Annotated in this window: 17 protein-coding genes and 1 tRNA gene; 9 read left to right on the top strand and 9 right to left on the bottom strand. The window is 71.4% G+C overall.

Translation table 11 applies throughout. The annotated features are described in order from the left end of the window. Window positions 1-191: 191 nt before the first annotated feature. Together O0S08_RS50120 and O0S08_RS50115 are read left to right on the top strand one after the other, a co-directional pair. Window positions 192-1,220 carry a PDZ domain-containing protein gene (locus O0S08_RS50120; RefSeq protein ID WP_269036680.1) on the top strand — a complete coding sequence of 343 codons (1,029 nt, stop codon included), beginning with the start codon at window positions 192-194 and terminating at the stop codon, window positions 1,218-1,220. Between the two features lie 56 nt (window positions 1,221-1,276). Next, window positions 1,277-2,044, top strand: a complete 768-nt coding sequence (locus O0S08_RS50115; RefSeq protein WP_269036679.1) for a hypothetical protein — start codon at window positions 1,277-1,279, stop codon at window positions 2,042-2,044. Between the two features lie 250 nt (window positions 2,045-2,294). Here O0S08_RS50115 and O0S08_RS50110 read toward each other — a convergent pair whose 3' ends face one another. The 3 genes from O0S08_RS50110 to O0S08_RS50100 form a co-directional block, all read right to left on the bottom strand. After that, on the bottom strand, window positions 2,295-3,545 hold the full coding sequence (locus O0S08_RS50110) for a TIGR02270 family protein (protein WP_269036678.1): 1,251 nt from the start codon (window positions 3,543-3,545) through the stop codon (window positions 2,295-2,297). Window positions 3,546-3,547: 2 nt separating this feature from the next. Next, the gene (locus O0S08_RS50105) at window positions 3,548-4,018 is read right to left on the bottom strand and encodes a DUF6484 domain-containing protein (protein ID WP_269036677.1); all 471 of its coding nucleotides are present in this window, start codon (window positions 4,016-4,018) and stop codon (window positions 3,548-3,550) included. A gap of 117 nt (window positions 4,019-4,135) precedes the next feature. Next, window positions 4,136-6,358, bottom strand: a complete 2,223-nt coding sequence (locus O0S08_RS50100; RefSeq protein WP_269036676.1) for a type VI secretion system Vgr family protein — start codon at window positions 6,356-6,358, stop codon at window positions 4,136-4,138. 103 nt (window positions 6,359-6,461) lie between these two features. On the opposite strand from O0S08_RS50100, the gene O0S08_RS50095 reads away from it, so the two are divergent. Next, window positions 6,462-8,615: a serine/threonine-protein kinase gene (locus O0S08_RS50095; protein ID WP_269036675.1), complete on the top strand. Its 2,154-nt coding sequence runs from the start codon at window positions 6,462-6,464 to the stop codon at window positions 8,613-8,615. Window positions 8,616-9,302: 687 nt separating this feature from the next. Here the strand turns inward: O0S08_RS50095 and O0S08_RS50090 are convergent. From O0S08_RS50090 to O0S08_RS50075, 4 genes are all read right to left on the bottom strand, one after another. Next, on the bottom strand, window positions 9,303-11,138 hold the full coding sequence (locus tag O0S08_RS50090; RefSeq protein WP_269036674.1) for a metallopeptidase TldD-related protein: 1,836 nt from the start codon (window positions 11,136-11,138) through the stop codon (window positions 9,303-9,305). Window positions 11,139-11,280: 142 nt separating this feature from the next. Further along, entirely contained in the window at window positions 11,281-13,158 is a 1,878-nt protein-coding gene (locus tag O0S08_RS50085; RefSeq protein WP_269036673.1) for a metallopeptidase TldD-related protein, read from the bottom strand. Between the two features lie 429 nt (window positions 13,159-13,587). Then, window positions 13,588-13,908 carry a ribosome assembly RNA-binding protein YhbY gene (gene yhbY / locus O0S08_RS50080; RefSeq protein ID WP_269036672.1) on the bottom strand — a complete coding sequence of 107 codons (321 nt, stop codon included), beginning with the start codon at window positions 13,906-13,908 and terminating at the stop codon, window positions 13,588-13,590. Between the two features lie 69 nt (window positions 13,909-13,977). Further along, window positions 13,978-14,733: a TlyA family RNA methyltransferase gene (locus tag O0S08_RS50075; protein WP_269036671.1), complete on the bottom strand. Its 756-nt coding sequence runs from the start codon at window positions 14,731-14,733 to the stop codon at window positions 13,978-13,980. A gap of 26 nt (window positions 14,734-14,759) precedes the next feature. On the opposite strand from O0S08_RS50075, the gene O0S08_RS50070 reads away from it, so the two are divergent. The 6 genes from O0S08_RS50070 (at window position 14,760) to O0S08_RS50045 (ending at window position 21,271) form a co-directional block, all read left to right on the top strand. After that, entirely contained in the window at window positions 14,760-14,945 is a 186-nt protein-coding gene (locus tag O0S08_RS50070) for a hypothetical protein (protein ID WP_269036670.1), read from the top strand. A gap of 101 nt (window positions 14,946-15,046) precedes the next feature. Next, window positions 15,047-15,119 (top strand) — tRNA-Ala (locus tag O0S08_RS50065). Window positions 15,120-15,282: 163 nt separating this feature from the next. Beyond that, window positions 15,283-16,056 carry a PP2C family protein-serine/threonine phosphatase gene (locus O0S08_RS50060; RefSeq protein ID WP_269036669.1) on the top strand — a complete coding sequence of 258 codons (774 nt, stop codon included), beginning with the start codon at window positions 15,283-15,285 and terminating at the stop codon, window positions 16,054-16,056. 437 nt (window positions 16,057-16,493) lie between these two features. Then, on the top strand, window positions 16,494-20,102 hold the full coding sequence (gene metH, locus O0S08_RS50055) for a methionine synthase (RefSeq protein ID WP_269036668.1): 3,609 nt from the start codon (window positions 16,494-16,496) through the stop codon (window positions 20,100-20,102). A 590-nt stretch (window positions 20,103-20,692) separates the two neighbouring features. Continuing rightward, complete coding sequence (locus tag O0S08_RS50050) at window positions 20,693-20,932, top strand: hypothetical protein (RefSeq protein ID WP_269036667.1); 240 nt, start codon at window positions 20,693-20,695, stop codon at window positions 20,930-20,932. 6 nt (window positions 20,933-20,938) lie between these two features. Continuing rightward, the gene (locus O0S08_RS50045) at window positions 20,939-21,271 is read left to right on the top strand and encodes a hypothetical protein (RefSeq protein WP_269036666.1); all 333 of its coding nucleotides are present in this window, start codon (window positions 20,939-20,941) and stop codon (window positions 21,269-21,271) included. A gap of 53 nt (window positions 21,272-21,324) precedes the next feature. On the opposite strand, the gene O0S08_RS50040 is transcribed toward O0S08_RS50045, so the two are convergent. Together O0S08_RS50040 and O0S08_RS50035 are read right to left on the bottom strand one after the other, a co-directional pair. Then, window positions 21,325-22,176 (bottom strand): phosphodiesterase, encoded by an 852-nt coding sequence (locus tag O0S08_RS50040; RefSeq protein WP_269036665.1) that lies wholly within the window; start codon window positions 22,174-22,176, stop codon window positions 21,325-21,327. 135 nt (window positions 22,177-22,311) lie between these two features. Further along, on the bottom strand, window positions 22,312-23,352 hold the full coding sequence (locus tag O0S08_RS50035; RefSeq protein ID WP_269036664.1) for a GNAT family N-acetyltransferase: 1,041 nt from the start codon (window positions 23,350-23,352) through the stop codon (window positions 22,312-22,314). Window positions 23,353-23,394: the final 42 nt, after the last annotated feature.

The following is a 23,394-nucleotide window of genomic DNA, read 5'->3' as shown; positions in this document are numbered from 1 at the left end:
CAGGCGACACGCCGAGGTCCCGCGGCCGTGAATTCCGTCGGTGCGAAGGGGCGGTGACGCCGATCGAGCCCGCGGGCCATGATGCCAAGGTGCCCCGCAGGGCCTCGCCGGCCCGCGAGTTTCAGACTGCGCTCTTTACGCACGTCGCCTGGATTTGACGCTCGCGGGACCCCGCTCTAAAGTCCGCGGCGATGCTCCGCGGTCTGGTTCCCCGTCTCGTCCCCCTCGGCTTCGCCTCCACGCTGGCACTGTCGGCCATCGCCGCGTGCGACGGCGGCGGGTCCTCGGCTCCGTCCGTCTCGGTCACGAGCGAGCAGCTCAAGCCGGGCGGCGTGTTCATCACCTACGTCAACGGCTGCGAGAAGGGCTGCGACCAGCTCGGGCGCGGCGACCTCGTGCTCGAGCTGAACGGCCAGCCGGTGACCTCGGCCAAGGACCTGCGCGTCAGCCAGATCGCTACCGGCCAGCCCGTCAAGCTCAAGGTCAAGAAGCCCAGCGGCCAGGACGTCGAGGTCGAGATCGTCGCCACCCCGAGCGACAAGCTGCAGCCGATCAAGGAGGCCCCGCCGTTCTGGTCGGTCGGCGCCGCCGACCTCGACAAGGCGCCCCAGTGGGCCCGCCGCAGCCTGTTCGGCCACGCCAGCCTCATGATCATGCTGATGAACATGGACGGCGGCTCCACCGACGGCCGGCAGATGGCCGGCAAGAAGCGCCTGGTCCTGTTCTGGGACTGGGCCACCCGCGACGAGCAGGCCCAGGCCGCCAACATGCTGCGCGTGCTGCAGATGGCCCGCGACGACCTGCAGAACTCCGGCGTGGACATCATGTTCACCCACGTGACCTTCCCGAGTAACTACACCGGTACGGTCAGCCAGGAGACCGGCCGCCCGCTGCCGCGCGTGGCACCGATGAACGACTCGGGCCTGCGCGACTGGGAGAAAGTCAGCGGCCTGCCCGACAAGGGCCCGCTGCCGACCTACCGCTTCCCCAACGCGACCGAGTACCAGGCCGCGCGCGAGCTCGGCCTCGAGGGCGCGACCACCTACCAGCAGTACCTGCGCCAGTCGCCCGCGATCGTCCTGCTCGACGAGGACGGCATCGTCCGCTGGCACTCCGAGGGCGTCCAGGCCCCGCCGCCCGGCGACGAGCTGGCCGGCAAGGGCAAGGACGACCAGTGGACGATCATCCAGGCGATCGAGTTCGCCAAGAAGGACCTCTGAGCCGCTAGCTGCTCCTTCAGCCATGGCCCTTCGGACCTGTCCGAAGGGCCATTCGCATGTCTGCTCCCCGCCTCTCCTGCACCCCGGAGGTCGTCTCGATGCGCGCCCGCCTCGCCGCCTGCACCCTCGCCGTCGTCGCCGCCTGCAGCCCCAAGGACCCGGGCGACGGCACCAGCGAGGGCGGGTCCACGACCACGACGACCCAGACCACGGGCGACCCGACGACCACGACCGAGACGCCGACCTCGAGCACCACGACCCAGGCCTCGACCGAGCCCGCCTCGAGCACCACGGACGCGACCTCGAGCAGCACGACCAGCACGACCGATCCGCTCTCGCCCTGCTCGTGGGACTGGCCCGAGTTCCAGGGCCTGCATTACTGCCCGGCGCCGATGGAGCTGGCCGTGCCCTTGACCGGCATGACGCCGGCCGGCCCGCGCACCTTCCGCTTCGCCATGTTCGGCCTGCAGGGCTGCTACAGCTGCTACAGCGCCGAGAGCCCGGCGATCACGTTCTACACCGAGGCGCCCGGCGACGAGCCCGAGATCCCCGCAGCCGACCACCTCCGCCTGGAATGGTTCGAGTCCACGGACCCGCAGGGCTGGGCGCGGCTGGACGGCGGCCTCCTGGGCATCGGGCCCGACATGCTCACGCTCGAGCTCACCAGCGTGCCCGGCCTGGACGAGACGTCGCCGCCGCTGGACGAGGCCGCGCCGCCGATTCTGAGCGGCTCGTTCTCGATCCAGGGCGACGGCTGGGACCTCGCCGGCAGCTTCGACGCGACGCTCTGCAGCGAGCTGCTGTGGTTCATCTCCTGCGAATGAGCTGCCCTTCGGGACTTTTTTAAAGGGACATGTCCTTCGGGACACATCGATGGCGCGGCCTTCGAGGCTCGACGATCGCGCCGGCGCTCATGGGCAGCGGCGCCGCGAATGGACCGCCTGCCTGCGCCACGCAGAACCGCCTCGATTCAGCCGCTCGGCGCGGCGAGGGGCGAGCCGCCACGATCCAAATGTTCTTGGGGTCATGCCCTTTTGAACATGTCCCCAAAGACGAGGCTACAGCGCGCCCGCCTCACCCTGCCCCGAGCAGGCGTCGGAGCTCGACCAGCTCTCGCTGCTGGCGGGCGGTCGGGGCGCGCGTCTGCAACCTCAGGAGCACGCCGCGCGGGGCGCGGAGCTGCAGGTCGAGCAGCAGGGCCGATCGCCGGCGCATCGGCCCGCTGGTCAGCGCCTCGACGACCTCGGCCCGCGCGCGCGGCTCGCCCTGTAGATAACGCTGGCCGTCCTCGAAGCGCGAGCGCTGGCGCAGCCACCACTGCATGGTCGGCAGCGGATCGGGGCGGGGCAGGTCGTGCTCGGGCGTGTGCTCGAGCGCCTCCTCCTCGACCGTCGCGGTCACGCCGGCGTCGTCGAGATCGATGCCCGTGAGCGCCTGCATCATCTCGCCGACGAGCGGGCCCGCCTCGGCGTCCTCGAGCCACTCGAGGCACGCGTCGACCAGGTCGGGCGCGCCGACGTGGCCGAGCGCGTAGATGGCGGCCGGTCGCCGCGCCGCGTCGGCCAGCGCCGCCAGGAGCGCCGCGCGGTCGCCCGCCTGATCGCGCAGCGCCAGGAGCAGCATGGCGAACGCGCCGCCGGGCTCCTCCGCCCGCGCCCGCACGCGCGTCCACGTCGGCGCCGGCGCGAGCACCAGGCCGGCCGCGATCGCGGCGTCGACCACCCCCGGATCGTCGTCGGCCAGCCCCGCCTGGATCGCCCGCACCTGCCCCGCGGCCTCGGGCTCGCCGGGCAGCGCCTGCAGGCCGAGGCAGCGGGCAGCAGGGTCGTCGCTGGCGAGCAGCACCGACAGCGCCTCGCCGAGCGGCTCGTGACGGAACACCAGCGCCTCCGCAGCGGCCGCCACCAGCGCCTCGTCGACGTCGCTCAGCGTGGCCCGCAGCCGCGGCAGCAGCCCCGCGTGGTCGGTGCACGCGAATGCACGTACCAGCGCCGGGCGCTGCTCCGGCAGGTCCTGCAGCACCGTGAACAAGGTGTCGAGCGCCGAATCGACGGGGCCGAGCAGCAGCGCCGCCGCGGCCGCGCTGACCCGCGTCGGCTCATCCGACTCGAGCGCAGGTACCAACAATCGCTCGGCGGCCGGCGCGTCGCCGATCACCAGACCGTCGAGGTGCGCGTACAACCGCGATTCGACCCCGCTCGCGACCTCCTCGAGCGTGTAATTGGGGGCGACCAGGCTCTGCTCCCAGGATTCCCACAGGAACTCGGCCTCGTCGAGGTGCTCCTCGAGCACGTCCCACAACGGCTCGTCGTCGAGCTCGTGCATGATCAGTTGATCTGCACCGAACCGCCCTTGATGCGATTCGTGCCCTTCGCCCGGGTCTCGACGTAGGCCCCGCGGATCACCAGCTTGCCGTCCTTCTTGAGCGAGATGCTGGCCTCGCCGCAGCGCAGCTCGATCTCCTCCGTGCCGGTGAGGACCACCCGCTTGCCGTCGACGCGGGCCTCGCGGGCCGCCCCGGGCGCCTGCACCAGACCGACGATCAGCGGCCGCGCCGGGTCGCCGGCCTCGAACATCAGCGCCGCCGGCTGACGCGTGTCGACCGCGGCCGCGAGCGCGCGCGCGTCGAGCTCGACGAGCAGCCGCGCCGGCACCGGCCCGGCCGCGTTGCCGGGGAAGTCCACCAGCGGCGGCTCGGCGGCGGTCAGCCACCCGAGGATCACCGCGGGCAACGCGGGCGCCGGGGTCGGCGGGACGATCGGGACGACGCGGGACGATGCGGGGCGACGCGCGGCCATGAAGTGCTCCTCGAGGTCGAACGGCTCAGGCGTGAGGACGAAGGTGGAGAGGGCGGTGCCCGAACGCGGCCGTAAAAGGCCGCGCCTGCGGGCGGAGGTCGTGACAATGCATGGGCATCAATTGAGCTTGATCTTCGAGCCCTTGACGGTGACCTCGCCGCTGGCCTTGATGCTGAGCTTCTTGGCCTGGATCGTGATGTCGCCGTTCTTCTTGAGGACCACGGTGGCGTTGCCGCACTGGATCGACAGCTGGTCGGCGGCGACGATCGCGGCCTTCTTGCCGGCCGCCACGTTGAGGTTCTCGCCGGCGGTGACGTTGACGTGCTTGCCGGCCTGGAGGGCGATGTTCTTGCCGGCGCTCTCGGTGATGTTGTCGGCCGCGCTGACGCTCTTGGCCCCGCCGACGCTCTCGGAGCTGCTGCCGCCGACGCTGAGGGCGCGGGCGAGGCCGACGGTCTCGGACTTGGCGAGGCCGACGTTCTCGGTCATCGCCCCGCCGACGGTGACGGCATAGGCGGCGCCGACGGCCAGCATACTGGCGATGCCGACGGTCTCGGCCTTGTTGGCGCCGATCGACTCGGTCTGGTCGACCGCGACGGTGAAGGTCGCGCTGGCGCCGACGGTCTCGGTGAGGTTCTGGGCGACGCCGATCGACATGTTGGCGCCGATGCGCTCGACGTGCATCTTGCCGACGGTGATCGTGCGGTCGTTGCCGACGTCGATCGTCTCGTCGTGGCCGATCGCCACGGTGCTGTCGTGGCCGACCGTGCGCGACTCGTCGTGGCCGATCTGCTGGCTCTTGTCGTTCTCGATGACGATGTTCCAGTCCTTCTGGCCGTGGAGGAAGATCTCCTCGCTGCCCTTCGCGTCCTCGAAGCGGAGCTCGTTGGAGCCGCCGCCGCCCGGGCTCGACTCCGACTTGATCGTGCTCTTCGTCTTCTGGTCGGGCAGCGGATACGGCGGCGTGTTGACGCCGGTGTAGATCCGCCCGGTGATGATCGGCCGGTCGGGGTCGCCCTCGATGAAGTCGACGATCACCTCGTGGCCGATCCGCGGCAGGAACATCGCGCCGAAGCCGTTGCCGGCCCACATCTGACTGACGCGGACCCAGCACGAGCTGCCGTCGTCGTAGGCGCCGCGGCGGTCCCAGTGGAACTGCACCTTCACGCGGCCGTGCTCGTCGACGTGGATCTCCTCGCTCCCCGGGCCGACCACCGTCGCGGTCTGCACCCCGTGCACCGTCGGCCTGGGCGTGGCCCGCGGCGCGCGGTACGGCAGATCGGCGGCCGAGCACTCGAAGCGGTTGGTGTACGAGAATTCGCCGACCGCGCCCTCGTCGAGCACCTGCGGCTGCTCGCCGCGGTGGTCGACCCGCAGCAATCGATACTCGCCCTCGAGGTGCGGGCGCGACTCGTCGGCGACGTTGAAGAAGTAGCCCGGGGCGAGGCGCGGGCTGTCGCTCTCGCCGCTCCCGGCCCGACGGGTCGCCTGGACCGCCTCGAGGCGCATGCGGGCCTGCTTGCCCGCCGTCTCCGGCCCGCCGCGGCCGCCGGTCTGGAAGCCGCCGGGGTAGTCGTAGAGCTCGCGCGCGTCGCCCTGGCCCTCCTCGGCCTCGACCTCCTCCGCCGGGGTGTGGAGGTTGCGGTCGCGCAGCGAGACGCGCTGGGGCCGGATGCTCTCGCCGAGGCTGAATCGCAGCAGTCGCTCGCGCTCGCGGGTGGCATTGAACCCGAACCGCGGGTCCTCGGCGATCGGGGTGCCGCCGTCGGACTGGTCGGTGATCACGAGGACGTGCTTGTCCTCGTGGTGCTCGAAGAAATAGTACATGCCGTCGGACTCCATCAGCCTGCTGACGAAGTCGAGGTCGGTCTCGCGGTATTGGACGCAGTAGTCGCGCGGGGCGTAGCTGCCGTGCAGCTGCGTCCGCACCCCGGCGCGCGGGATGCCGGCCGTCTCGAGCACCTTGGTGACGATCTCGGGGGTCGTCTGGGCCTGGAAGATGCGGCTGCCCGAGCGCTGCTGCAGCGTCCAGATCTCCGGCACCAGCGTGACCTCGTGCACGGTGTAGCTCGACGTCTCGCCGATGTACCGCGCGTCGCACACCAGGCCGTGGACGTGGCGCAGCCCCTCGCGGCCGTGGATCGTCAGCACCGCGCCCTGGCCGACCAGATCCGTGAGCGGGATCGTCGCGGCCGCCAGCTCGAGGCGGAACTCGAACAGCGAGGAGATGCCCTCCTGCCCGGAGAAGCGGACCACCCGCAGCTCCTCGCTGCAGCCGTCCACGCTGAATGTGAACATCGATCGATTGCCCAGCAGGGCGATGCTGCCACTGTCCGTCATGCGCTCTCGAGCGAAGTCGGAAAGCTACTACATGCGATCGGGTCCGACAAGGCGCCGCGGCCCCGCGCCGAAATCGCTCCATTACACATGCGCGACTTCGGTCATGCCATATGGGTTGATCGCCCGCGCCGATCCGTGGATGCTCGCCCCGGTCGTGACGGGCACCGGCGAGGCCAGAGCGAAGGTGGGCGACGTCCTCGGCGGCCGCTGGGAGCTGCGCGAATCGATCGGCGCCGGCGGCCTCGGCCGCGTGTTCGGGGCCTGGGATCGCGAACGCCGCCAGACCTGCGCGATCAAACTGTTCGACGCCGCCGCCGCGGTCCCGGCGGAGGCGTTCCGCCGCTACACCGAGGCCCTGCGCGGCGCCGCGGCGGTGAGTCACCCCGCGGTCGTACTGCCCCAGACGCCCGTCGTCGCCGGCGGCCCGCGCTTCGCCGTCGGCGAATGGCTCAAGGGCGTCGACCTCGACGGCCTGCGGTCCCGCGGCGGCGCGGTGCAGTGGTCGCGGGCCGCGGAGATCGTGAGCACCTGCGCGGACGCGCTCGCGGTCGTTCACGAGGCCACAGGCCTCGCGCACCGCGCGCTCAAACCCGGCAACGTGTGGATCTGCGAGAACTCGCAGGTGCGGCTCCTGGACCTCGGAATCGCCGAACTCGCGGTCTCTCCGGTCGCGCCGCGGGCCGGCGGCGTGTTCGTCGAGTACCGCGCGCCCGAGCAGCTCGAGGGCCACGGCGGCGACGCCCGCTCCGACGTGTTCACGCTCGCGGTGCTGCTATTCGAATTGACGACCGGGGTCCATCCATTCGCCGGGCAATCCGCGTTCAAGGCGGCGCACCGGGCCCTGCAATCGACGCCCGATCCGTCGACCGAAGGCCTGCCGGCGCAGGCCCAGCCGCTGCTGACGCGCGCGCTGGCGCGGCGGCCGGAGGACCGACACGCGAGCGCGCGCGAGTTCCTGCGCGCATTGACGATCGTACGCCAATCGGTCGGCGGGACGGCGCCCCGCGCGGCCGCGACCGCCCCGGCGAACGCCGCGGACGCCGACGACGGGCCCGCCCCGCCGGTCGCCGATTCGACCACGCAGCTACGAATCCCCGTGCCCCGTCAGAAGCCGCCGTCTGCCCCGGCCGAGGCCCCCGTGCGCGGCGCCGGCGAGGCACCGGCATTCGCGGCACCCGTCGCGCCCGCCACCGCCGAGCCTCCGAACACGCCGGCGACGGACGAGCCCGCGCTGCTGGGCCGGAGCGCAGCATCGCCGGGCAAGCCGCCGCGAGGCGCCGGGCTCGAGGCGAGCCGCGAGCGCGACGCCCGTCGGCCCGCGACCGCCACCCCTTCGAGCTCCGCGTCGACCAAAGTGTCCCCAAGGACAGGTCCGTCCGAGCGCGACGTCCGGCAAGCGGCCGCCAAGTCGCGGCCGGAGCCCAACTACGTGCCGGGTCCGCCGGACCTGCCTACCGACTGGATCACCACCGAGCGCGACTTCCGGCGCCCCTCCGTCCCCGAGTCGACCATGGCCCTGCCGGATCCTGGCGACCTGTCCAAAAAGCCAGGTCTCCCTGCGCAAAAGGTCGCGGCCGCCGAGCGCGACGTCCGGCGCCCCTCCGTCCCCGAGACGACCCTCGCGCTCTCCGAGCCCGCTCCGTCGCCCGAGCGTCCGAGTCTGCCCGCCCACTGGGTCACCACCGAGCGCGACCTCCGGCGCCCCGCCGCCCCCGAGGCGACCCTGGCGCTGTCCGAGCCGCCCCTACGAGCCCCGGCCATCGACGAGGACGCGGCGACCACCGCGATCCCGTCGCTGAACCCGCGCCCGGCGAAATCTGTCCCTCAGGACATGTCCGCCGATCCACAGGCGGACGAGCCGACGCGAGCGCTGCTCCGCAGCGGCCCGCGCGGGTCCGGAGGTCCGGCGAACGGGCGCGACGCGCCGGCGGGCCTCGGCCCGGGGGGGACCGTCGTCCTCGACCGAGGCGGCCCGCGGCCGGTCGAGTCGACGATCGCCCTGCCTGACCCGAAGGACATGCCCCCTCGTGCACCTCGAGACGGCGCGGACGCGCCCGAGGAGCCGACCCAGATGGTGACGAACCTCGCCGAGCAGGTCCGCGCCGCGCAGGCCCGCCGTCAAGCCGAAGTGTCCCGAGAGACAGTCCTCCCGACGCCCACCGCCAAGCCGTGGCTGTCGCCCCGCGGGCTCGTCGTCTTCAACCTCGCCCTCGGCGCGCTGATCCTCGCCGCGCTCGCCGTCCTGCTGACGCGCTGACGAGCCTCGTCGGACCCTCGACGCACTGCGCCGAGCCGCGAGGGTGGTTTGCCCGGTCCACGTACTATTTACATCTATGATAGGACAATCGACCACGATTGATGCAATCAATCGCAATATCCATGGTCGTCGCTGAGCGACCGCGACGTTTCGCTGGGCGAGACTGCACGACGTCGCCCGGCCTATCGAACGGCCGGCAGGAGCCGCTCCACGAACTACCGGCCTCTTCAGTCCTGTGCACCACAAACGTCCGCGAAGGATCGCCAAGCGAGGCGCTCGAGTCGCTCACCAAAGACCCAGCCCTCCACTAAACCCAGCCGTAGCCGGGCGACCGCCGCTGTTCGCCGCGCCAGCCGGCCACGCCGTCAAGGACGCGAGAAAGCGGCCGGCGGCCAGCCCTGGCCGTCGAACGGCCGCCGCCGATCTGCTCGGAATGACATCCGCGCATCGAAGCCGACGACGGCGGGGCGGCCTCTCACGGCTGCAGCCGTGCCAGGGGTCCGGAGAAGGGTCGGCGACGAATACGAGGCAGGATGTTCGCGAGGAACGAGCGCGCATCCAGACGCTGAACTCGTCGCCGACCCTTCCCCGGACCCCCCCGCGAGGCGCAGTCGGCAATTCGCGAACCGAGAGCCCCAAGCTCCGCCGGGCGAGTTCCGGCTCATCGAACGCCGCGAGCGAGCGCGATCACTCCGCGTCGTCGTCGGCGGCCGGCTGCGGCGGCGGAGTCTGTCCGCGGCGGAGCGGGTGCTCGAGGATCGGCAGGCGCTCGTTCTCGCTGCGCTCGACCAGCAGCTCGAGCCCGTCGAGCAGCAGGTCCGGCGAGCTGACGCTGACGTCGACCGTGTTGCTGAGGATCCCGTCCATCGACGTCTCCGCCGCGAAGCCGCCGGTCGCGCCCGGGGCGATCCGCAGCGGCAGCGCCGGCGCGCTGTTGCCGACCGCGCGGATCCGCCGGAGCACCCGCATCGACACCGGGGCCAGCACTGCGCCGCGCACCAGCGTCTTCTTGCCCGAAGCGTCGAGGCGGTAGATCTTCACCGGCAGCGGCAGCGACACCTTGCGGCCGGTGCTGTAGCTCGTCGCGCCCTCGCGGTTGACCGGCCCGAGGATGTTGCCGTCGCGCAGCGACTCGACGATGTACGCGAACTCGTAGCCGTCTTCGCGGGCGCGGCGGAGCAGCTCCTTCTCGAGCGCCTTGCGGGGCGAGCCGCGCCTCTTCGACTTCAGCGACAGGTTGGTGATCGCCGCGCCCCAGGCCAGGCCCGGGCTGAGGCGGGCGCGGCCGTTGCTCTCCTTGCGCTGCGTGTTCGGCGAGCGCGTCATCAGCAGCTCCTGCAGCACCCCGTTCTTGACCAGAGTGAGCGGCTTGGGCGTGAAGCCCTGGGCGTCGACGGCGACGCGGCCGAAGCCCTCGCGCGGGTCGTCTTCGAGGTCGAGGAACGCCGGGAGGACCGACTTGCCGAGGCTGTCTTGCCAGTGTGGTTCGAAGTCGCGGACGCGGCCGTTGTCGCCGAGCGGGGCCGGTGTGCCGCCCGTGTGCACCGCGATCGTCGACGCCAGCAGCTGCGCCGAGGCCGGGCCGGCGAACAGGATCGGCCCGTCGTAGTCGTCGTCGAGCATCGGCGCGTCGGCCATCAGGGTCAGCTCCTGCAGCACCCCGTCGACCAGCTCCTCGCCGCGCTTGCGCAGCTCCTCGGTCGCGCGCGGCAGCTCCTGCAGGTGGATCGCCGCCGCGTGGTCGAGGTGCATCCCGTCGAGCGCGCGCGTGTCGGCCATCACCGCCAGCACCGCGCGGTCGTGCTGCTCGTGCAGCACCACCCCCTCGCTGGTGATCGTCGTGACGTGGCTGCGCAGCACTTGCACGAACACGTCGCCGTTGTCGATCGCCGGGTGGTCGGCGAACCGCTTGCTCAGCGCGCGCACCAGCTCGCGCAGGCCCTCGCGGTCGACCGCCTCGGTCGGCGGCGGCGGCACCGGCTGGCGCACGAGCGGCTCCGGCTTGGGCCCGAGGTCGGGCGGCAGCGGCTCGCCGGCCAGCCGGGCCAGGATCGCCAGCTTCTGCGCGTACGTGCCCGTGGCCTTGCGGAACGCCTGGTCGAGCCCGAGCCACAGCTTGTGCCGGGTCAGCTCCGCGGATGGCTGAAGGGACAGGTTGAAGCGGGGCCACGCGCCGTCCTGGCCGAACACCCCCGTCTGGTCGCGCTCGGCCGAGCCGACGCGGATGTCGATGCCCGCGGCCGCCTGGTCCTCGTGGACGTCGGTGATGATGCCGCCGTAGCTGCCGTCGATGCTGAGCACCTCGGCGCGCACCACGTAGACCACCGCGTTGTAGGGCGCCGGCGAGTCCGGCAGGCGCAGCCCGCCGAGGCCGCGCGCGATCTCCTGCTCGACCGCCGCGATCTCGCTCTCGGCCGCCTCGGCGGCGGCTGCGACCGGCGCGGCCGCCGGCGGCGCGGGCGTCGGGGCCGGCGAGGCCGCGGCGGCGGGGGCGAGCGCGAGGGCCAGGACGAACGGCTTCACTGCGACCTCCGCGAGGATGGCGCTGGGGACATGTCCCCCGAGACAGAAGAAATCGAGTCAGAGCGTCCGCTGGGCTGTCGCCGAGGACATGTCCCTTGCGACAGCCGAGACGGCGCCGGCCTCCCGCGCGCCCGAGCGCCGCTCACCGCGACCTCCGCGGGGCTGGCGCGGGGGACATGTCCTTGCGACCATTCGCGTTCACCGCCTTGCGCGGCGCCGCGGGGGCCGGCGCGGGCGGCGTGCTCTTGGGGTCGGCCTTGCCGTTCGCCGGCGGCGGCGGCAGCAGCGGCGGCTTGCCGCGCTCGTGGCTGGCGCGCTCGACCTCGAGGTTGCGCAGCAGCAGCGACGGGCTGACCGCGGAGACGGGCACCTCGCCGGACTCGGCGACGCACACGCCGTTGAAGATCCCGGGGGTGTCGCCGGTGGCGGCGATCGTCTCGAACGCGGCGATCGGGGTGCCGACGATGTCGACGCCGCGGACCAGCTCGTCGGGGCGGCCGTCGGACCAGATCCGGTAGACCATCAGCGGCATGACCTTGAACGCCTGCGGGCCGGCGCGCTCGGTCGTGGTGTAGCCGCCCTGGATGTCGGAGAACCACAGCCCGTAGGGCTTGTTCTGGCGCTTGACCTCGTCGATGAGCGCGCGGCGGAGCTCCTTGTCGGGGATCGTCTTGCGGCTGGTGACGATCAGGTTGCCCTGGCGGGCCACTGCCTGGTAGCCGCGCTCGCGCCGGCCGTGACCGTTGCTCTTGGTGAACGGCAGCACCGGCGAGCGGCCGAGCAGGAACGTGCGCAGCTTGCCGCGCTCGACCAGGATCACGCGCTCGGCCGGCACGCCCTCGTCGTCGACGTGGTAGTGGCCGGACAGCGGCACCCCGCCGAGGGTCTCGGCGGTGGGGTCGTCGACCATGTCCAAAAAGACAGGTAGCACCCGCTTGCCGACCATGTTGGCGAAGGTCTGGCCCTCGAGGTCGTCCTTCTGACGGTGGCCCTCGAGGCGGTGGCCGAAGATCTCGTGGAAGAACACCCCGGCGGCGCGGCCGGCCAGCACCGCCGGGCCGGCGTAGGGCTCGGCCAGCGGCGCCACCCGCAGCGCCAGCACCTCCTCGCGCAGGCGCTTGGCGGTGGCCAGCAGCACCGACTGCGCCGGCAGCTGCTCCGGGTCCATCGCCTCGAAGCTCTCGAAGCGGTCGAGCGTCATGCCGTCGTCGGCCTGGGCCTTGGCCTGCAGCATCAGGCGCAGGCGCACCTGCGAGCCCTGGATCCGCGTGTTCTCGCTGTTGACGTAGGCGCGGTTGTCGACCCACGCCAGGAACACCACCTGGCTCTCGAGCACGTGCGGGTCGTCGGCCAGCGCCGCCGAGACGTCGCGCAACCGCGGCTCCCACTGCTTGCTCAGCGCCACCAGGTCGACCGCCACCGGCGGCTCGGCGTGGATGTTCGGCTTCTCCTCGCTGAAGTCCGGCGACGGCGGCTTGTCCTCCGTCTGGCTCTTCAGCTGCTCCGCGCTCTCGGCCGCGCTGAAGGCCGCCAGCGCGTCCTTGTACTGCATCTCGGTGTACTGCCACAGCGCCTGCGACAGCGCCAACGGCTCGTCCTGCACCGACACGAACATCCCGCTGCCGAGCCCGTTGCCCGGCCCGTAGTTGGCATCACCCGGGTGGCTGTTGTCGAGCTGACGCGTGCCGACGCGGACATCGACGTCGACGGTGCGGTCGGTGTCGAGCCGGCTGCGCACGATCTGCCCGCCCTGGGCCTCGAGCCACAGGTGATCGCGGGCGACCAGATCGTAGGCGAGGAAGTAGGCCGGCACCTCGGCGCCCTCGCCCTGCAGCTGGGCCAGGTTCTTGAGTGTCTCTTGGGCCAGGAAATCAAGGACAGGTTCGGGCAGGCCCACCGGCGCCCGCGTGCGCGTGATCGCGTGCTCACGCGCCGCGTCGCCGCCCGCCTCCCACACGTCCGGCGCCGGCGACGTGGCGGTGTTGCGCGGCCGACAACCAACCAGCGCCAGCGCGGCCACCAGGGCGACCGACCACGGCGAGATCCGCCTCGCGGCCCTGCTCGGCGCGGCGCTCGGGCTTCTGCGCGCGAAGCGTCCCGCAGTCGTGCCGATCGCCTCCTTCACACGAGCGGCCGCGGCGTCGTTCGCGGAGCGTCCCGCTGCCCCAGTGGGGCCGCCGATCGCCTCGCTCGCGACTTCGTTCGCGAAGCGTCCCGCCGCGGTGGCGGCGCGGCCGATCGCCTCGCTCGCGCAAGGGCTCGCGGCTTCGTCCGCGAAGCGTCCGGCGGCCTCAGGAGAGCTGCCGATCGCAGGACCCGCGTCTTCGTTCGCGGCCCTGCTCGCGTCCTCGTCCGGCGCGGGGCTCGCGGCGGCATCTCGGCTCGCGCGGGAGTGCGCCGGGATCGCCGCGGGTCTGGCCGACATCGGCCGCATGATAGCCGACATCGGTCAGCGCCGCGGGAGCTCGATCCGCGGGCGCTTCGGATCTTCGCGCGAGCGGCGGCGGTAGAGCACGACCACGCGGCCGATCACCTGCACGGCGGCGGAGCCGGTCTCGGCGGCGAGCTCTTCGGCGGCCTCGACCCGCTCGCCGGGGAAATTCTGGCCGAGCTTCACCTTGATGAGCTCGTGATCCTCGAGCGCGATGCTCGTGGCGCGCACGACTTCGGGGGAGATCCCCTCCGCGCCGACCTGCACCACCGGGGCCAGGGCATGGGCGAGCGACTTGAGGAAGGCGCGACTGCGGGCGCCGAGGACGGGGCTGTTCACCTGGCGAGTGTAACCGGCGTGGGCGCTCCGGGCGGCCGGCGTACGCGTGCGCGCGGTCGCGCGCGCGGCTCACGCCCCGTGACGTAGCCAGACCAGGAATTCGCGGTTGCCGTCCTGGCCCTCGATCGGCGAGTCGCACAGGCCCATCTGGCGCAGGCCCAGCGCCTCGGCCGCCGCGACGACCGCGCGGCAGGCCTCGGCGTGGTCCTCGGCGTCGCGGACGATCCCGCCCTTGCCGACGCGCCCGGGGCCGAGCTCGAACTGCGGCTTGATCAGCGCCACGATGTCCGCGCGCGCGGCCGAAGCCAGGAACGGCAGCACCGACGGCAGCACCTTCGCCAGCGAGATGAACGAGCAGTCGGCCACCGCCAGGTCGGCGGCCTCGGGGATCGCCTCGCGGGCGAGCGTGCGGATGTTGCTGCGGTCGAGCACCACGACCCGCGGGTCGCTCGCCAGCTTCCACGCCAGCTGCCCGTAGCCGACGTCGATCGCGTAGACCCTGGACGCGCCGGCCTGCAGCAGGCAGTCGGTGAAGCCGCCGGTCGACGCGCCGACGTCGAGGGCCACGCGGCCGCCGACGTCGAGCTCGGCGAAGCGGTCGAGGGCGCCGCGCAGCTTGAGCCCGCCGCGCGACACGTACGGGTGGTCGGCCACGCGCAGGCGGACCGCCGCGTCGGCGGGGACGAGCGCGCCGGGCTTGCTCTCGGTGTGGTCGCCGACGACGACCTTGCCGGCGATGATGAGAGCCTGGGCGCGCGAGCGGGAGTCACACAGGCCGCGGTCGACGACGAGCTTGTCGAGGCGGACGCGGGGAGGTTGCGGCACGGGGCCATGTCGTATATCGCAAGCTCGTGGCGCGCACGCAGAACCTCGGCGAGCTCGCGGCGCCCGCGGCCCTGGAGGGGCGGTTGAAGCAGAGCCTGCAGTGGTCGGTCTCGCCGCTGGACGGGCCCCAGATCGTGCTGGTCGTCCTCGTGGTCGTGTGTGGGTTGCTCGGGCTCGCCTGGCGCGGTCGGCACCGGCCCCCCGGCGCGTGATCTTTCCCCCATCGGCGGTGCTGCCCGCGGCCCCGTCGCCTGTCCGTGACGCTTGCTTCGCAAGGGCACTTCGGTTAGCTTCCCGGGCCTCCAAGTTCTCCGGGGCAGTAGCTCAGCTGGGAGAGCGGTGCGTTCGCAATGCACAGGTCAGGGGTTCGATCCCCCTCTGCTCCACTCGAATCCGAGCCCGAAGTCCAGCGACTTCGGGCTCGTTGCTTTTTACGCGCTCCACTTTTCGCGCGCGTCTTTCGCCCGCGCGACGGCCGCGATCATGGCTTGAACCGGCTGCGCCGAGGTGCCAGGATCGGCGGACCTCACGCTCGCGGCCCCTCGGTTCATGTACAAGCTCTTCAAGCGCACATTCTACCCGGGCCACTTCGAGGTGCAGATGGCGGGCGCCTGCGACACCGGGATGTCGCGCGAGCACAACGAAGACGCGATCTCGATCCAGGAGGATGACGGTCGCGGCTACTACCTCGCCGTCGTATGCGACGGCATGGGCGGGCACAACGCGGGCGAGCTGGCCTCCGCCCTGGCGGTCGAGAAGATCACCGCCTACATCGACGACAACTTCCGCAAGCAGGGCCCGCGCGAGCTGCTGTACCACGCCTTCCTGCTGGCCAGCACCGCCATCACCGAGTTCAGCGCCAAGAGCCCCGACACCGAGGGCATGGGCTGTACCTGCGTGATGGTGATGGGCATCCGCGACAAGATGTGGGTCGCGCACTCGGGCGACAGCCGGGCCTACCTCGTCGACAAGAAGGCCGCCACGCCGATCACCCTCGACCACACGATGGTCCAGGAGCTCGTGAGCAAGGGCGTGATCACCAAGGAGCAGGCGTCCGTCCATCCCTACCGCGGACGGATCTCCCGCTGCCTCGGCCACGGCCGCTCCAAGGGCGTGCCCGACATCAACGCCGGCATCATCGAGACCGGCGACAACATCCTGCTGTGCTCCGACGGCCTCTCCGACGTCGTCCCCAACGAGGAGCTGCACAGCATCATCACCCAGCACCACCCGCAGGAGGCCACGCGTCGGCTGGTGAACGCCGCCAACCGCCACGGCGGGCCCGACAACATCAGCGCGGTGCTGCTGCGACGCGTCTGTTGAGCGTGATCCGCGGCGCCTTGAGCGCCCCGTGAGGCCCCGCGAGCGCGGCGCCGGGGACGTACGGCGGGTCGTCGCAGCGGCCGTGCGAGATCGCGCTGGAGCACGTTTGCCGCCGTTTCCCGGGCCGAACGGGCGCCCACGCAGGTGCCCTCTCGCAAGCTCGTGAGCGGGTGCGCATGGGCTCGACTGCCAGCGGCTGATGCCGGTGGTCTGCGACGAGGTGACACATCCGAGGGGACGAACGACCGGCTCGAGGTCCTCGCCGCGACGCGCCCGCCGACGGCCGCGGCGGGCCGGACGGGCCGCTGCTCGTGAGTCTTGTGTCACAGCCCGCGATCGGGCCTTCGAGTCCGACTCGACGATCGGCCTTCCGTGGGACTTCGGCCCCATGACGAGGTTTGCAATGGCCTCGCCGCCTTGCTACCAAGCCCAGACCCATGTCTGCGGGCAATGACATTACGGTCCCGATCCCTCGCTTCGATCTGGCCGCGCGCCGGCGCACCCTGCCGCTGCTGCGGGCCATGCAAGAGCGCGTGCTCGTGTGCGACGGGGCCATGGGCACCATGATCCAGGCGCGCACGCTGACCGCCGACGACTACGGTGGTTACGACGGCTGCCCCGAGGTCCTCGTGCGCACGCGGCCGGACGTCATCCGGGACATCCACGCCGCCTACTTCGAGGCCGGGGCCGACTGCGTCGAGACCGACACCTTCGGCGGCATGCCGCACGTGCTGGCCGAGTTCGACCTCGCCGGCGAGTGTTACGAGCTGAACCGCCGCGCCGCCGAGATCGCCAAGGAGGTCGCGCGCGAGTATTCGACCCCCGAGCGCCCGCGCTTCGTGCTCGGCTCGATCGGCCCCGGCACCCGCCTGGTCTCGCTCGGGCACATGAGCTTCGACGACCTGCTGGCCAGCGTCATGCGTCAGGCCGAGGGCCTCATCGACGGCGGCGTCGACGGCCTCCTCATCGAGACCTGCCAGGACATCCTGCAGGTCAAGTGCGCGGTGCTGGCGGTCAACCGGGTCGCGCGCCAGCGCGGCGTCGAGGTCCCCGTGCTCGTGCAGGTCACCGTCGAGACCACCGGCACCTTGCTCGTCGGCACCGACACCGCGGCCGCGCTGGTCGTCCTCGAGTCGCTGCCGGTCGACGTCATCGGCCTCAATTGCGCCACCGGCCCCGACCTCATGGTCGAGCACGTGCGTCACCTCGGGCGCACCAGCACCCGCATGGTCTCGGTCCAGCCCAACGCCGGCCTGCCGCAGAACGTCGACGGGCGGGCCGTCTACCACCTCACCCCGGCCGAGCTGGCCAAGGCGCACCGCCGGTTCGCCGAGGAGTTCGGCGCCAGCCTCGTGGGCGGCTGCTGCGGCACCACCCCGGCGCACATCAAGGCGATCGCCGACGCAGTGGCCGGCATCAAGCCCGCGCCGCGCCCCGAGAAGTTCACCCCGCAGCTGGCGAGCCTCTACAGCAGCTGTCCCTTGGACCAGGACTCCGGCCCGCTGCTGATCGGCGAGCGGACCAACGCCAACGGCAGCCTCAAGTTCCGCGAGATGCTGCTGGCCGAGGACTGGGACGGCATCGCCGAGCTGGCCAAGGAGCAGCAGGCCGAGGGCGCGCACGTGCTCGACGTGTGCGTCGCCTACGTCGGCCGCGACGAGGTCCGCGACATGACCGAGTGCCTGCGGCGCATCGTGCCGGCGGTGTCGCTGCCGATCATGATCGACACCACCCAGCTCGACGTGCTCGAGGCCTCGCTCAAGCTGATCGGCGGGCGGCCGATCATCAACTCGATCAACCTCGAGGACGGCGAGGGCAAGTTCGACAAGATCGCCGTGCTCGCCCGCGAGTACGGCGCCGCCCTGGTCGCGCTCACCATCGACGAAGAGGGCATGGCCAAGGACGCCGCCGGCAAGCTGCGGATCGCCCGGCGCATGCGCGACCTCGCGGTCGAGCGCCACGGCCTCGCCGAGTCCGACCTCGTGTTCGACCCGCTGACCTTCACCATCGCCCAGGGCGAGGAGGACAGCCGCAAGCTCGGCCTCGAGACCCTCGAGGGCATCCGCCTGATCGACACCCAGCTGCCCGAGGCGCGCACGATCCTCGGCCTGTCCAACATCTCGTTCGGCCTCAAGCCCTACCCGCGGCAGATCTTGAACTCGGTCTACCTGGCCGAGGCGCGCGAGCACGGCCTCGACGCCGCGATCCTCAACGCCAAGAAGATCATCCCCACCCACAAGCTCAGCGAGGACGACCTCAAGATCACGCGCGACCTCGTCTACGACCGCCGCGCCGAGGGTTACGACCCGCTGTTCGCCTTCATCGACCGCTTCGCCGGGGCCAAGAAGATCGAGTCCGGCCCGGCCGAGGACGCGCTGCCGCTCGAGGAGCAGATCAAGAAGCGGATCGTCGACGGCAACAAGGTCGGCTTCGACGTCCTGCTCGACCGTGCGCTGGAGATCTACCCGCCGCTGCGGATCATCAACGAGATCCTGCTCGACGGCATGAAGACGGTGGGCGAGCTGTTCGGCGCCGGCAAGATGCAGCTGCCGTTCGTGCTGCAGTCGGCCGAGGCGATGAAGACCGCCGTGCGCCACCTCGAGCCGCACATGTCCAAGACCGCCGGCCCGAGCAAGGGCTGCATGGTGCTCGCCACGGTCAAGGGCGACGTCCACGACATCGGCAAGAACCTGGTCGACATCATCCTCAGCAACAACGGCTACAAGGTCGTCAACCTCGGCATCAAGCAGCCGATCGAGGCGATCCTGGCCGCCACCGCCGAGCACAAGCCCGACACGATCGGCATGAGCGGCCTGCTGGTGAAGTCGACCGTGATCATGAAGGAGAACCTCGAGCGCATGCGCGAGCTCGGGTACGTGATGCCGGTGGTCTGCGGCGGCGCGGCGCTGACCCGCGGCTACGTCGAGCACAACCTGCAGAACGCCTACAGCGGCCGCGACGAGGACCTGGCCGCCGGCGAGGCCGCGACCGACGCGTCGCCGCAGCGGCAGGCCGAGTCGCGCCCGCGCTCGCGGGTGTTCTATGCCAAGGACGCGTTCGAGGGCCTGGCCCTGATGGACGAGCTGTGCGGCCACGTGCCGCCCGACAAGATCAGCCTGACCGCGCCGAAGCGGATCAAGGCCTATCGCCAGACCACCCAGGAAGAGTGGGAGGCGCACATGCGCAAGGCGATGGAGACCTACGTGAAGAGCGAGATCCAGCCGGCCGCGCGGATCCCCACGCCGCCGTTCTGGGGCGCGCGGATCGCCGGCCCGGAGGAGGTGCAGCTCGGCGAGATCTTCCGCTACATGAACAAGAAGGCGCTCTACGTCGGCCAGTGGCAGTACCGCCGCGGCAAGATGAACGAGGCCGAGTACGAGGAGCTGCTCGAGAAGACGGTCGAGCCCAAGTTCCGCATGTGGTGCGAGCGGGCGGTGGCCGACAAGATGCTGCAGCCGCGCGTGGTCTACGGCTACTTCCCGTGCCAGAGCGACCACAACGACCTGCTCATCTACCCGGCGCCCGGCGAGCCCGACGACCGCACGCCGCGGGTCAAGATCACCTTCCCGCGCCAGCTCGACAAGGGCCGCCTCTGCATCGCCGACTTCTTCCGCAGCGTCCGCTCCGGCGAGCGCGACGTCATCGCCCTCACCTGCGTGACGATGGGCGAGGTCGCCACCCAGCACTGCCAGGAGATGTTCGCGGCCAACCGCTACGACGACTACCTGCACTTCTACGGCCTCGGCGTCGAGGGCGCCGAGGGCCTGGCCGAATTGTGGCACAAGCGGGTCCGCCGCGAGCTCGACATCGCCCAGGACGACAGCACCGACATCAAGGGCCTGTTCGGCCAGCACTACCAGGGCTCCCGCTACAGCTTCGGCTACCCGGCCTGCCCCCGCCTCGAAGACCAGGTCCACCTCTGCAAGCTGCTCCGCACCGAGAACATCGGCGTCACCCTCACCGAAGAGGGCTTCCAGCTGGTCCCCGAACAGTCCACCAGCGCGATCATCGTCCACCACCCGGACGCCAAGTATTTTAATATCTAGCGACGCGGGCGCTGCTCAATACGCCGGGTCAGCCATTCGCTGCATCCCGGCGTCCATGGCCCACTTCTCCCGGCAGCCCGACTGTCATGATTCCGCCGGCGATCGGCGCCGCCGAGCCCGGTGAGGCAGAGTTACTGCCAACGTGGACCGGGATCGAGCTGCGGGCCGACCGCGGCGAACGGACGATCGAATCACCGCATCCCCCTGGCGCGGCCCGCGGCCGCGGCGCGGAGCTTCGCCTGCGCGCCGCGTCGTTCCCCGCGCTCGCGCGACCCCGAATCTCCGTCAGCGAGCTCTGCGGGAGCTCGAGCATCGCCGTCGCTCGGACACCGCTCGCCCGGACCATGGCCGGGCGCCGTTCGAAGGCCCCCCCGATCGCCTGCAGCGCGGGCGATCGGCGTTCGCTCGCCATCCTCGGTCCGTCCTTCGCGCGGCTCGCCGTCGACGACGCCGACCAGATCCGCGCCGACGCACCGCGAGCACCGTGAGGCTCTGCCGGTCGACTGTCCCCGGAGAGCGCGAAGTTTGCGACCGTTGTCGGCGCGCCCCCCTCGTGTCACATTTCTCGAGTGCGCCGGCTCGCGCTCGGTTTGCTCGCACTGTCCGGTTGTTACGTGCCCGCGGAGGACGAGGCCGGCGTGCTCGTGCTCCCGTCCGACGTCGACCTCACGGCCGGGCGCGCCAGCCTCCCTCGGACCTACACCTCCTTCGAGCACCGGCGCAGCGGCGTCCCTCGCCCCGCGCATCCCACCTCGATGGGCGCCGGCATGCATTCTTTAAAAATTCCCGGCACCGTCCCACCGCCCTCGTTCTGGTCCGTCGATCGCTGAGCGTCCATGTCACTCCGGGCAGCCACAGAACACTGCGAGCGCGACCTGGTCTCGACCTTCGTCGCCGACCTGCGCTCTCACCTCGTCGACTATTATCAACAGTTCGGCGCCGATATCGTCGGCGCCGGCGGCAACACCCTGCAGCAGGCCCAGGACGCGGTGTCGCTCGACCTCGTCGTCGAGCTGGCCCACATCGAGGACGACCCGTACGTCCACGACCTCGACGACTTCCGCGTCCTGCGTCACCCCGACGTGGTGTTCCCCGGCTCCGACATCGCGTGGTTCGCCGCCTATCACCGCGACACCTGCGTGCTCAGCGAGATCTACGACTTTAATTGAGCAGCCGGTTTCATCCGACTCCGGGCTCGCGGACTGCCTGCCAGGGTGATCGCTCAGGCCGTATGAAAGCCCGGAGGTGGCCGCGGGTCGCGGACCCAGCCTTGACCGTCGTGCACCGTGAACGCCGGGTACTCGTCGGCGATGGGGCTCAGATGGGTGACAAGGCCGCCCGCGTCACCGAGCCACAGGTGCAGCATGCAGGCCGGCGGCTCCATCACGAACGCGAGCCGGTTCGCAGGCGGCAGGTCGAGCGCGACCTGGTGCGCAGTGGACGGGCACGTGCATGCCACCGTACCCGCGAACCGGCGCACGATCGGGCGGTGAAGATGCCCGCACAGGACGCGCTCCACCTGCGGGTGCCGCCGGAGCACCGCCGCCAGTCCGTCGCTGCCGTCGAGCCCGAACGCGTCCATCACCGGGATCCCGATCGCAAACGGCGGGTGATGCATGGCGACCACCGTCGGCCGCTCCGGCTCCTCCGCGAGGCGAGCCGCGAGCCAGGCGAGTCGCTCGCCACACAGCCGACCTCCGGGCTCGCCCGGAATGTGGGTATCGAGCGCGACGAGCCGCACCGGCCAACCGTCGACGGTGTATTGCAGAAAACCATCGCGCGGCAAGTAAGCATGATCGACGAACACGCGGCGGAGATTGCCGCGATCGTCGTGGTTGCCGGGCAGCAGGAACACGGGCATCCGGAGCGGCGCGAGCAGCTCGCGTAGTCGCTCGTACTCGCCGACCTCGCCGCGGTCGACGAGATCGCCGGTGATCACCACGAGGTCCGGTCGACCGTCGAGGCGATTCAGGTGAGCGACAGCGCGGGCCAAGTGCTCGGACGTGTGAAGAACAGCGTCGTCGGGGTCCTCCGGCGCGCTGACGTGGGTGTCGCTGATCTGAGCAATGAGCATGTCTCCTGCCTCGTCGACGCCTCGTGCTCCCGGCGCCTGTTCTCGGGCTTACAGGGTCTCGCAGCCCGGAGTCGAACGACTCGACGAGGCCGCAGTGATAGCTCCCAAGCACTACTGCCTGACGGCGAGCCGCGCTCAGCGCTGCAGCGCCATCTCCCTGCCGGACAGCTCGGTGCATTCGCGGAACCCGAACCCGCGATAAAACGCGTGCCCGTCGCGGGTGCGCAGCTCCACGCGCCGGCAGCCGCGGACCCGCGGGTGGTCGAGCAGCAGTCTTACCAATGCCTTCCCGAGCCCGCGGCCGCGCCAGGACTCGGCCACCGCGATGTCGAGAAGATAGGCCCAGCGCGCCCCGTCGCCGAGCGCCCGCCCGGTCGCGATCAACGCCCCCGCCTCGTCGTGCGCGCCGACCCACGCCGACGACGCCAATTGCCCCTGAGCGATCCTGTCCCGCGGGACATCCACGTTCCAGTACTCGCCGGCCAGCAGCTCGACCGCCGCGGACACGTCGGCCGGCCCGAGCGCGCACCGGAGCCGCGCCCCCGCCGGCGCCAGCAAGAACTCCGGCGTCGGCGCGCCCGGGTTGGCGGCGCGCACCAGATCGACCGCCCGCGGATCGCCGGGCTCGCCGCGCGCCCACAAGAATCGCAGCACCTTGCCGAGATCGTCGGCGCTGCGGTTCTGGCCCAGCTTGGCCTTGCCGTCGACCTGCGTCAGCGGCACGCCGACGACCGCGATCCCCCGCACCGCCCCGCGATAGCGCGGATCGTCGGCGGTGATCGGCACGTACCCGCCCTCCGGCTGGTGCTTCTCCATCAACGCCTGCAGCACGCGGGCCTTGAGCGCCGGGTCGTCCACGCCCACCAGAGCGCCGTGGGCCTGCGCGCTGAGGTAATACGTGGTGGCCGGGCAGGCCCGCTCCGGATCGAACACATGACTGGGGATGGTCGCGACGGTCTCGTCGGCGGCGATCACCGCCTCGCGGCCGACCGCCTCCGACTTCTCGCCCACCGGCGCCGCGTGGAAGTACAGCCATTCGCCAAGGACCACCGCGTGGAGCGTGCGCAGCACCGGCTGCCCGCGCTCGCCGACGCCGGCCAGTCGGACCACCGGCGCCGCCGCCAGCAGCGCCACCGCCTGCTCGCGCGCCATCCCGAAGAACTCCTGCTTGCGCATGCCTCGAGGATGGCCGCACACTGGTCTGTGAAAAAGGTCCAG

Source organism: Nannocystis punicea (assembly GCF_026965555.1).
GTDB classification, from domain to species: domain Bacteria; phylum Myxococcota_A; class Polyangia; order Nannocystales; family Nannocystaceae; genus Nannocystis; species Nannocystis punicea.
This window is presented reverse-complemented; position numbering and strand designations above follow the sequence as displayed.

Excerpts from the sequence above, each read along its gene's own strand:
- O0S08_RS50120 (WP_269036680.1), top strand. The coding sequence starts at position 192 with ATGCTCCGCGGTCTGGTTCCCCGTCTCGTCCCCCTCGGCTTCGCCTCC.
- O0S08_RS50115 (WP_269036679.1), top strand. The coding sequence starts at position 1,277 with ATGTCTGCTCCCCGCCTCTCCTGCACCCCGGAGGTCGTCTCGATGCGC.
- O0S08_RS50110 (WP_269036678.1), bottom strand. The coding sequence starts at position 3,545 with ATGCACGAGCTCGACGACGAGCCGTTGTGGGACGTGCTCGAGGAGCAC.
- O0S08_RS50105 (WP_269036677.1), bottom strand. The coding sequence starts at position 4,018 with ATGGCCGCGCGTCGCCCCGCATCGTCCCGCGTCGTCCCGATCGTCCCG.
- O0S08_RS50100 (WP_269036676.1), bottom strand. The coding sequence starts at position 6,358 with ATGACGGACAGTGGCAGCATCGCCCTGCTGGGCAATCGATCGATGTTC.
- O0S08_RS50095 (WP_269036675.1), top strand. The coding sequence starts at position 6,462 with ATGCCATATGGGTTGATCGCCCGCGCCGATCCGTGGATGCTCGCCCCG.
- O0S08_RS50060 (WP_269036669.1), top strand. The coding sequence starts at position 15,283 with ATGTACAAGCTCTTCAAGCGCACATTCTACCCGGGCCACTTCGAGGTG.
- metH (WP_269036668.1), top strand. The coding sequence starts at position 16,494 with ATGTCTGCGGGCAATGACATTACGGTCCCGATCCCTCGCTTCGATCTG.
- O0S08_RS50045 (WP_269036666.1), top strand. The coding sequence starts at position 20,939 with ATGTCACTCCGGGCAGCCACAGAACACTGCGAGCGCGACCTGGTCTCG.
- O0S08_RS50040 (WP_269036665.1), bottom strand. The coding sequence starts at position 22,176 with ATGCTCATTGCTCAGATCAGCGACACCCACGTCAGCGCGCCGGAGGAC.
- O0S08_RS50035 (WP_269036664.1), bottom strand. The coding sequence starts at position 23,352 with ATGCGCAAGCAGGAGTTCTTCGGGATGGCGCGCGAGCAGGCGGTGGCG.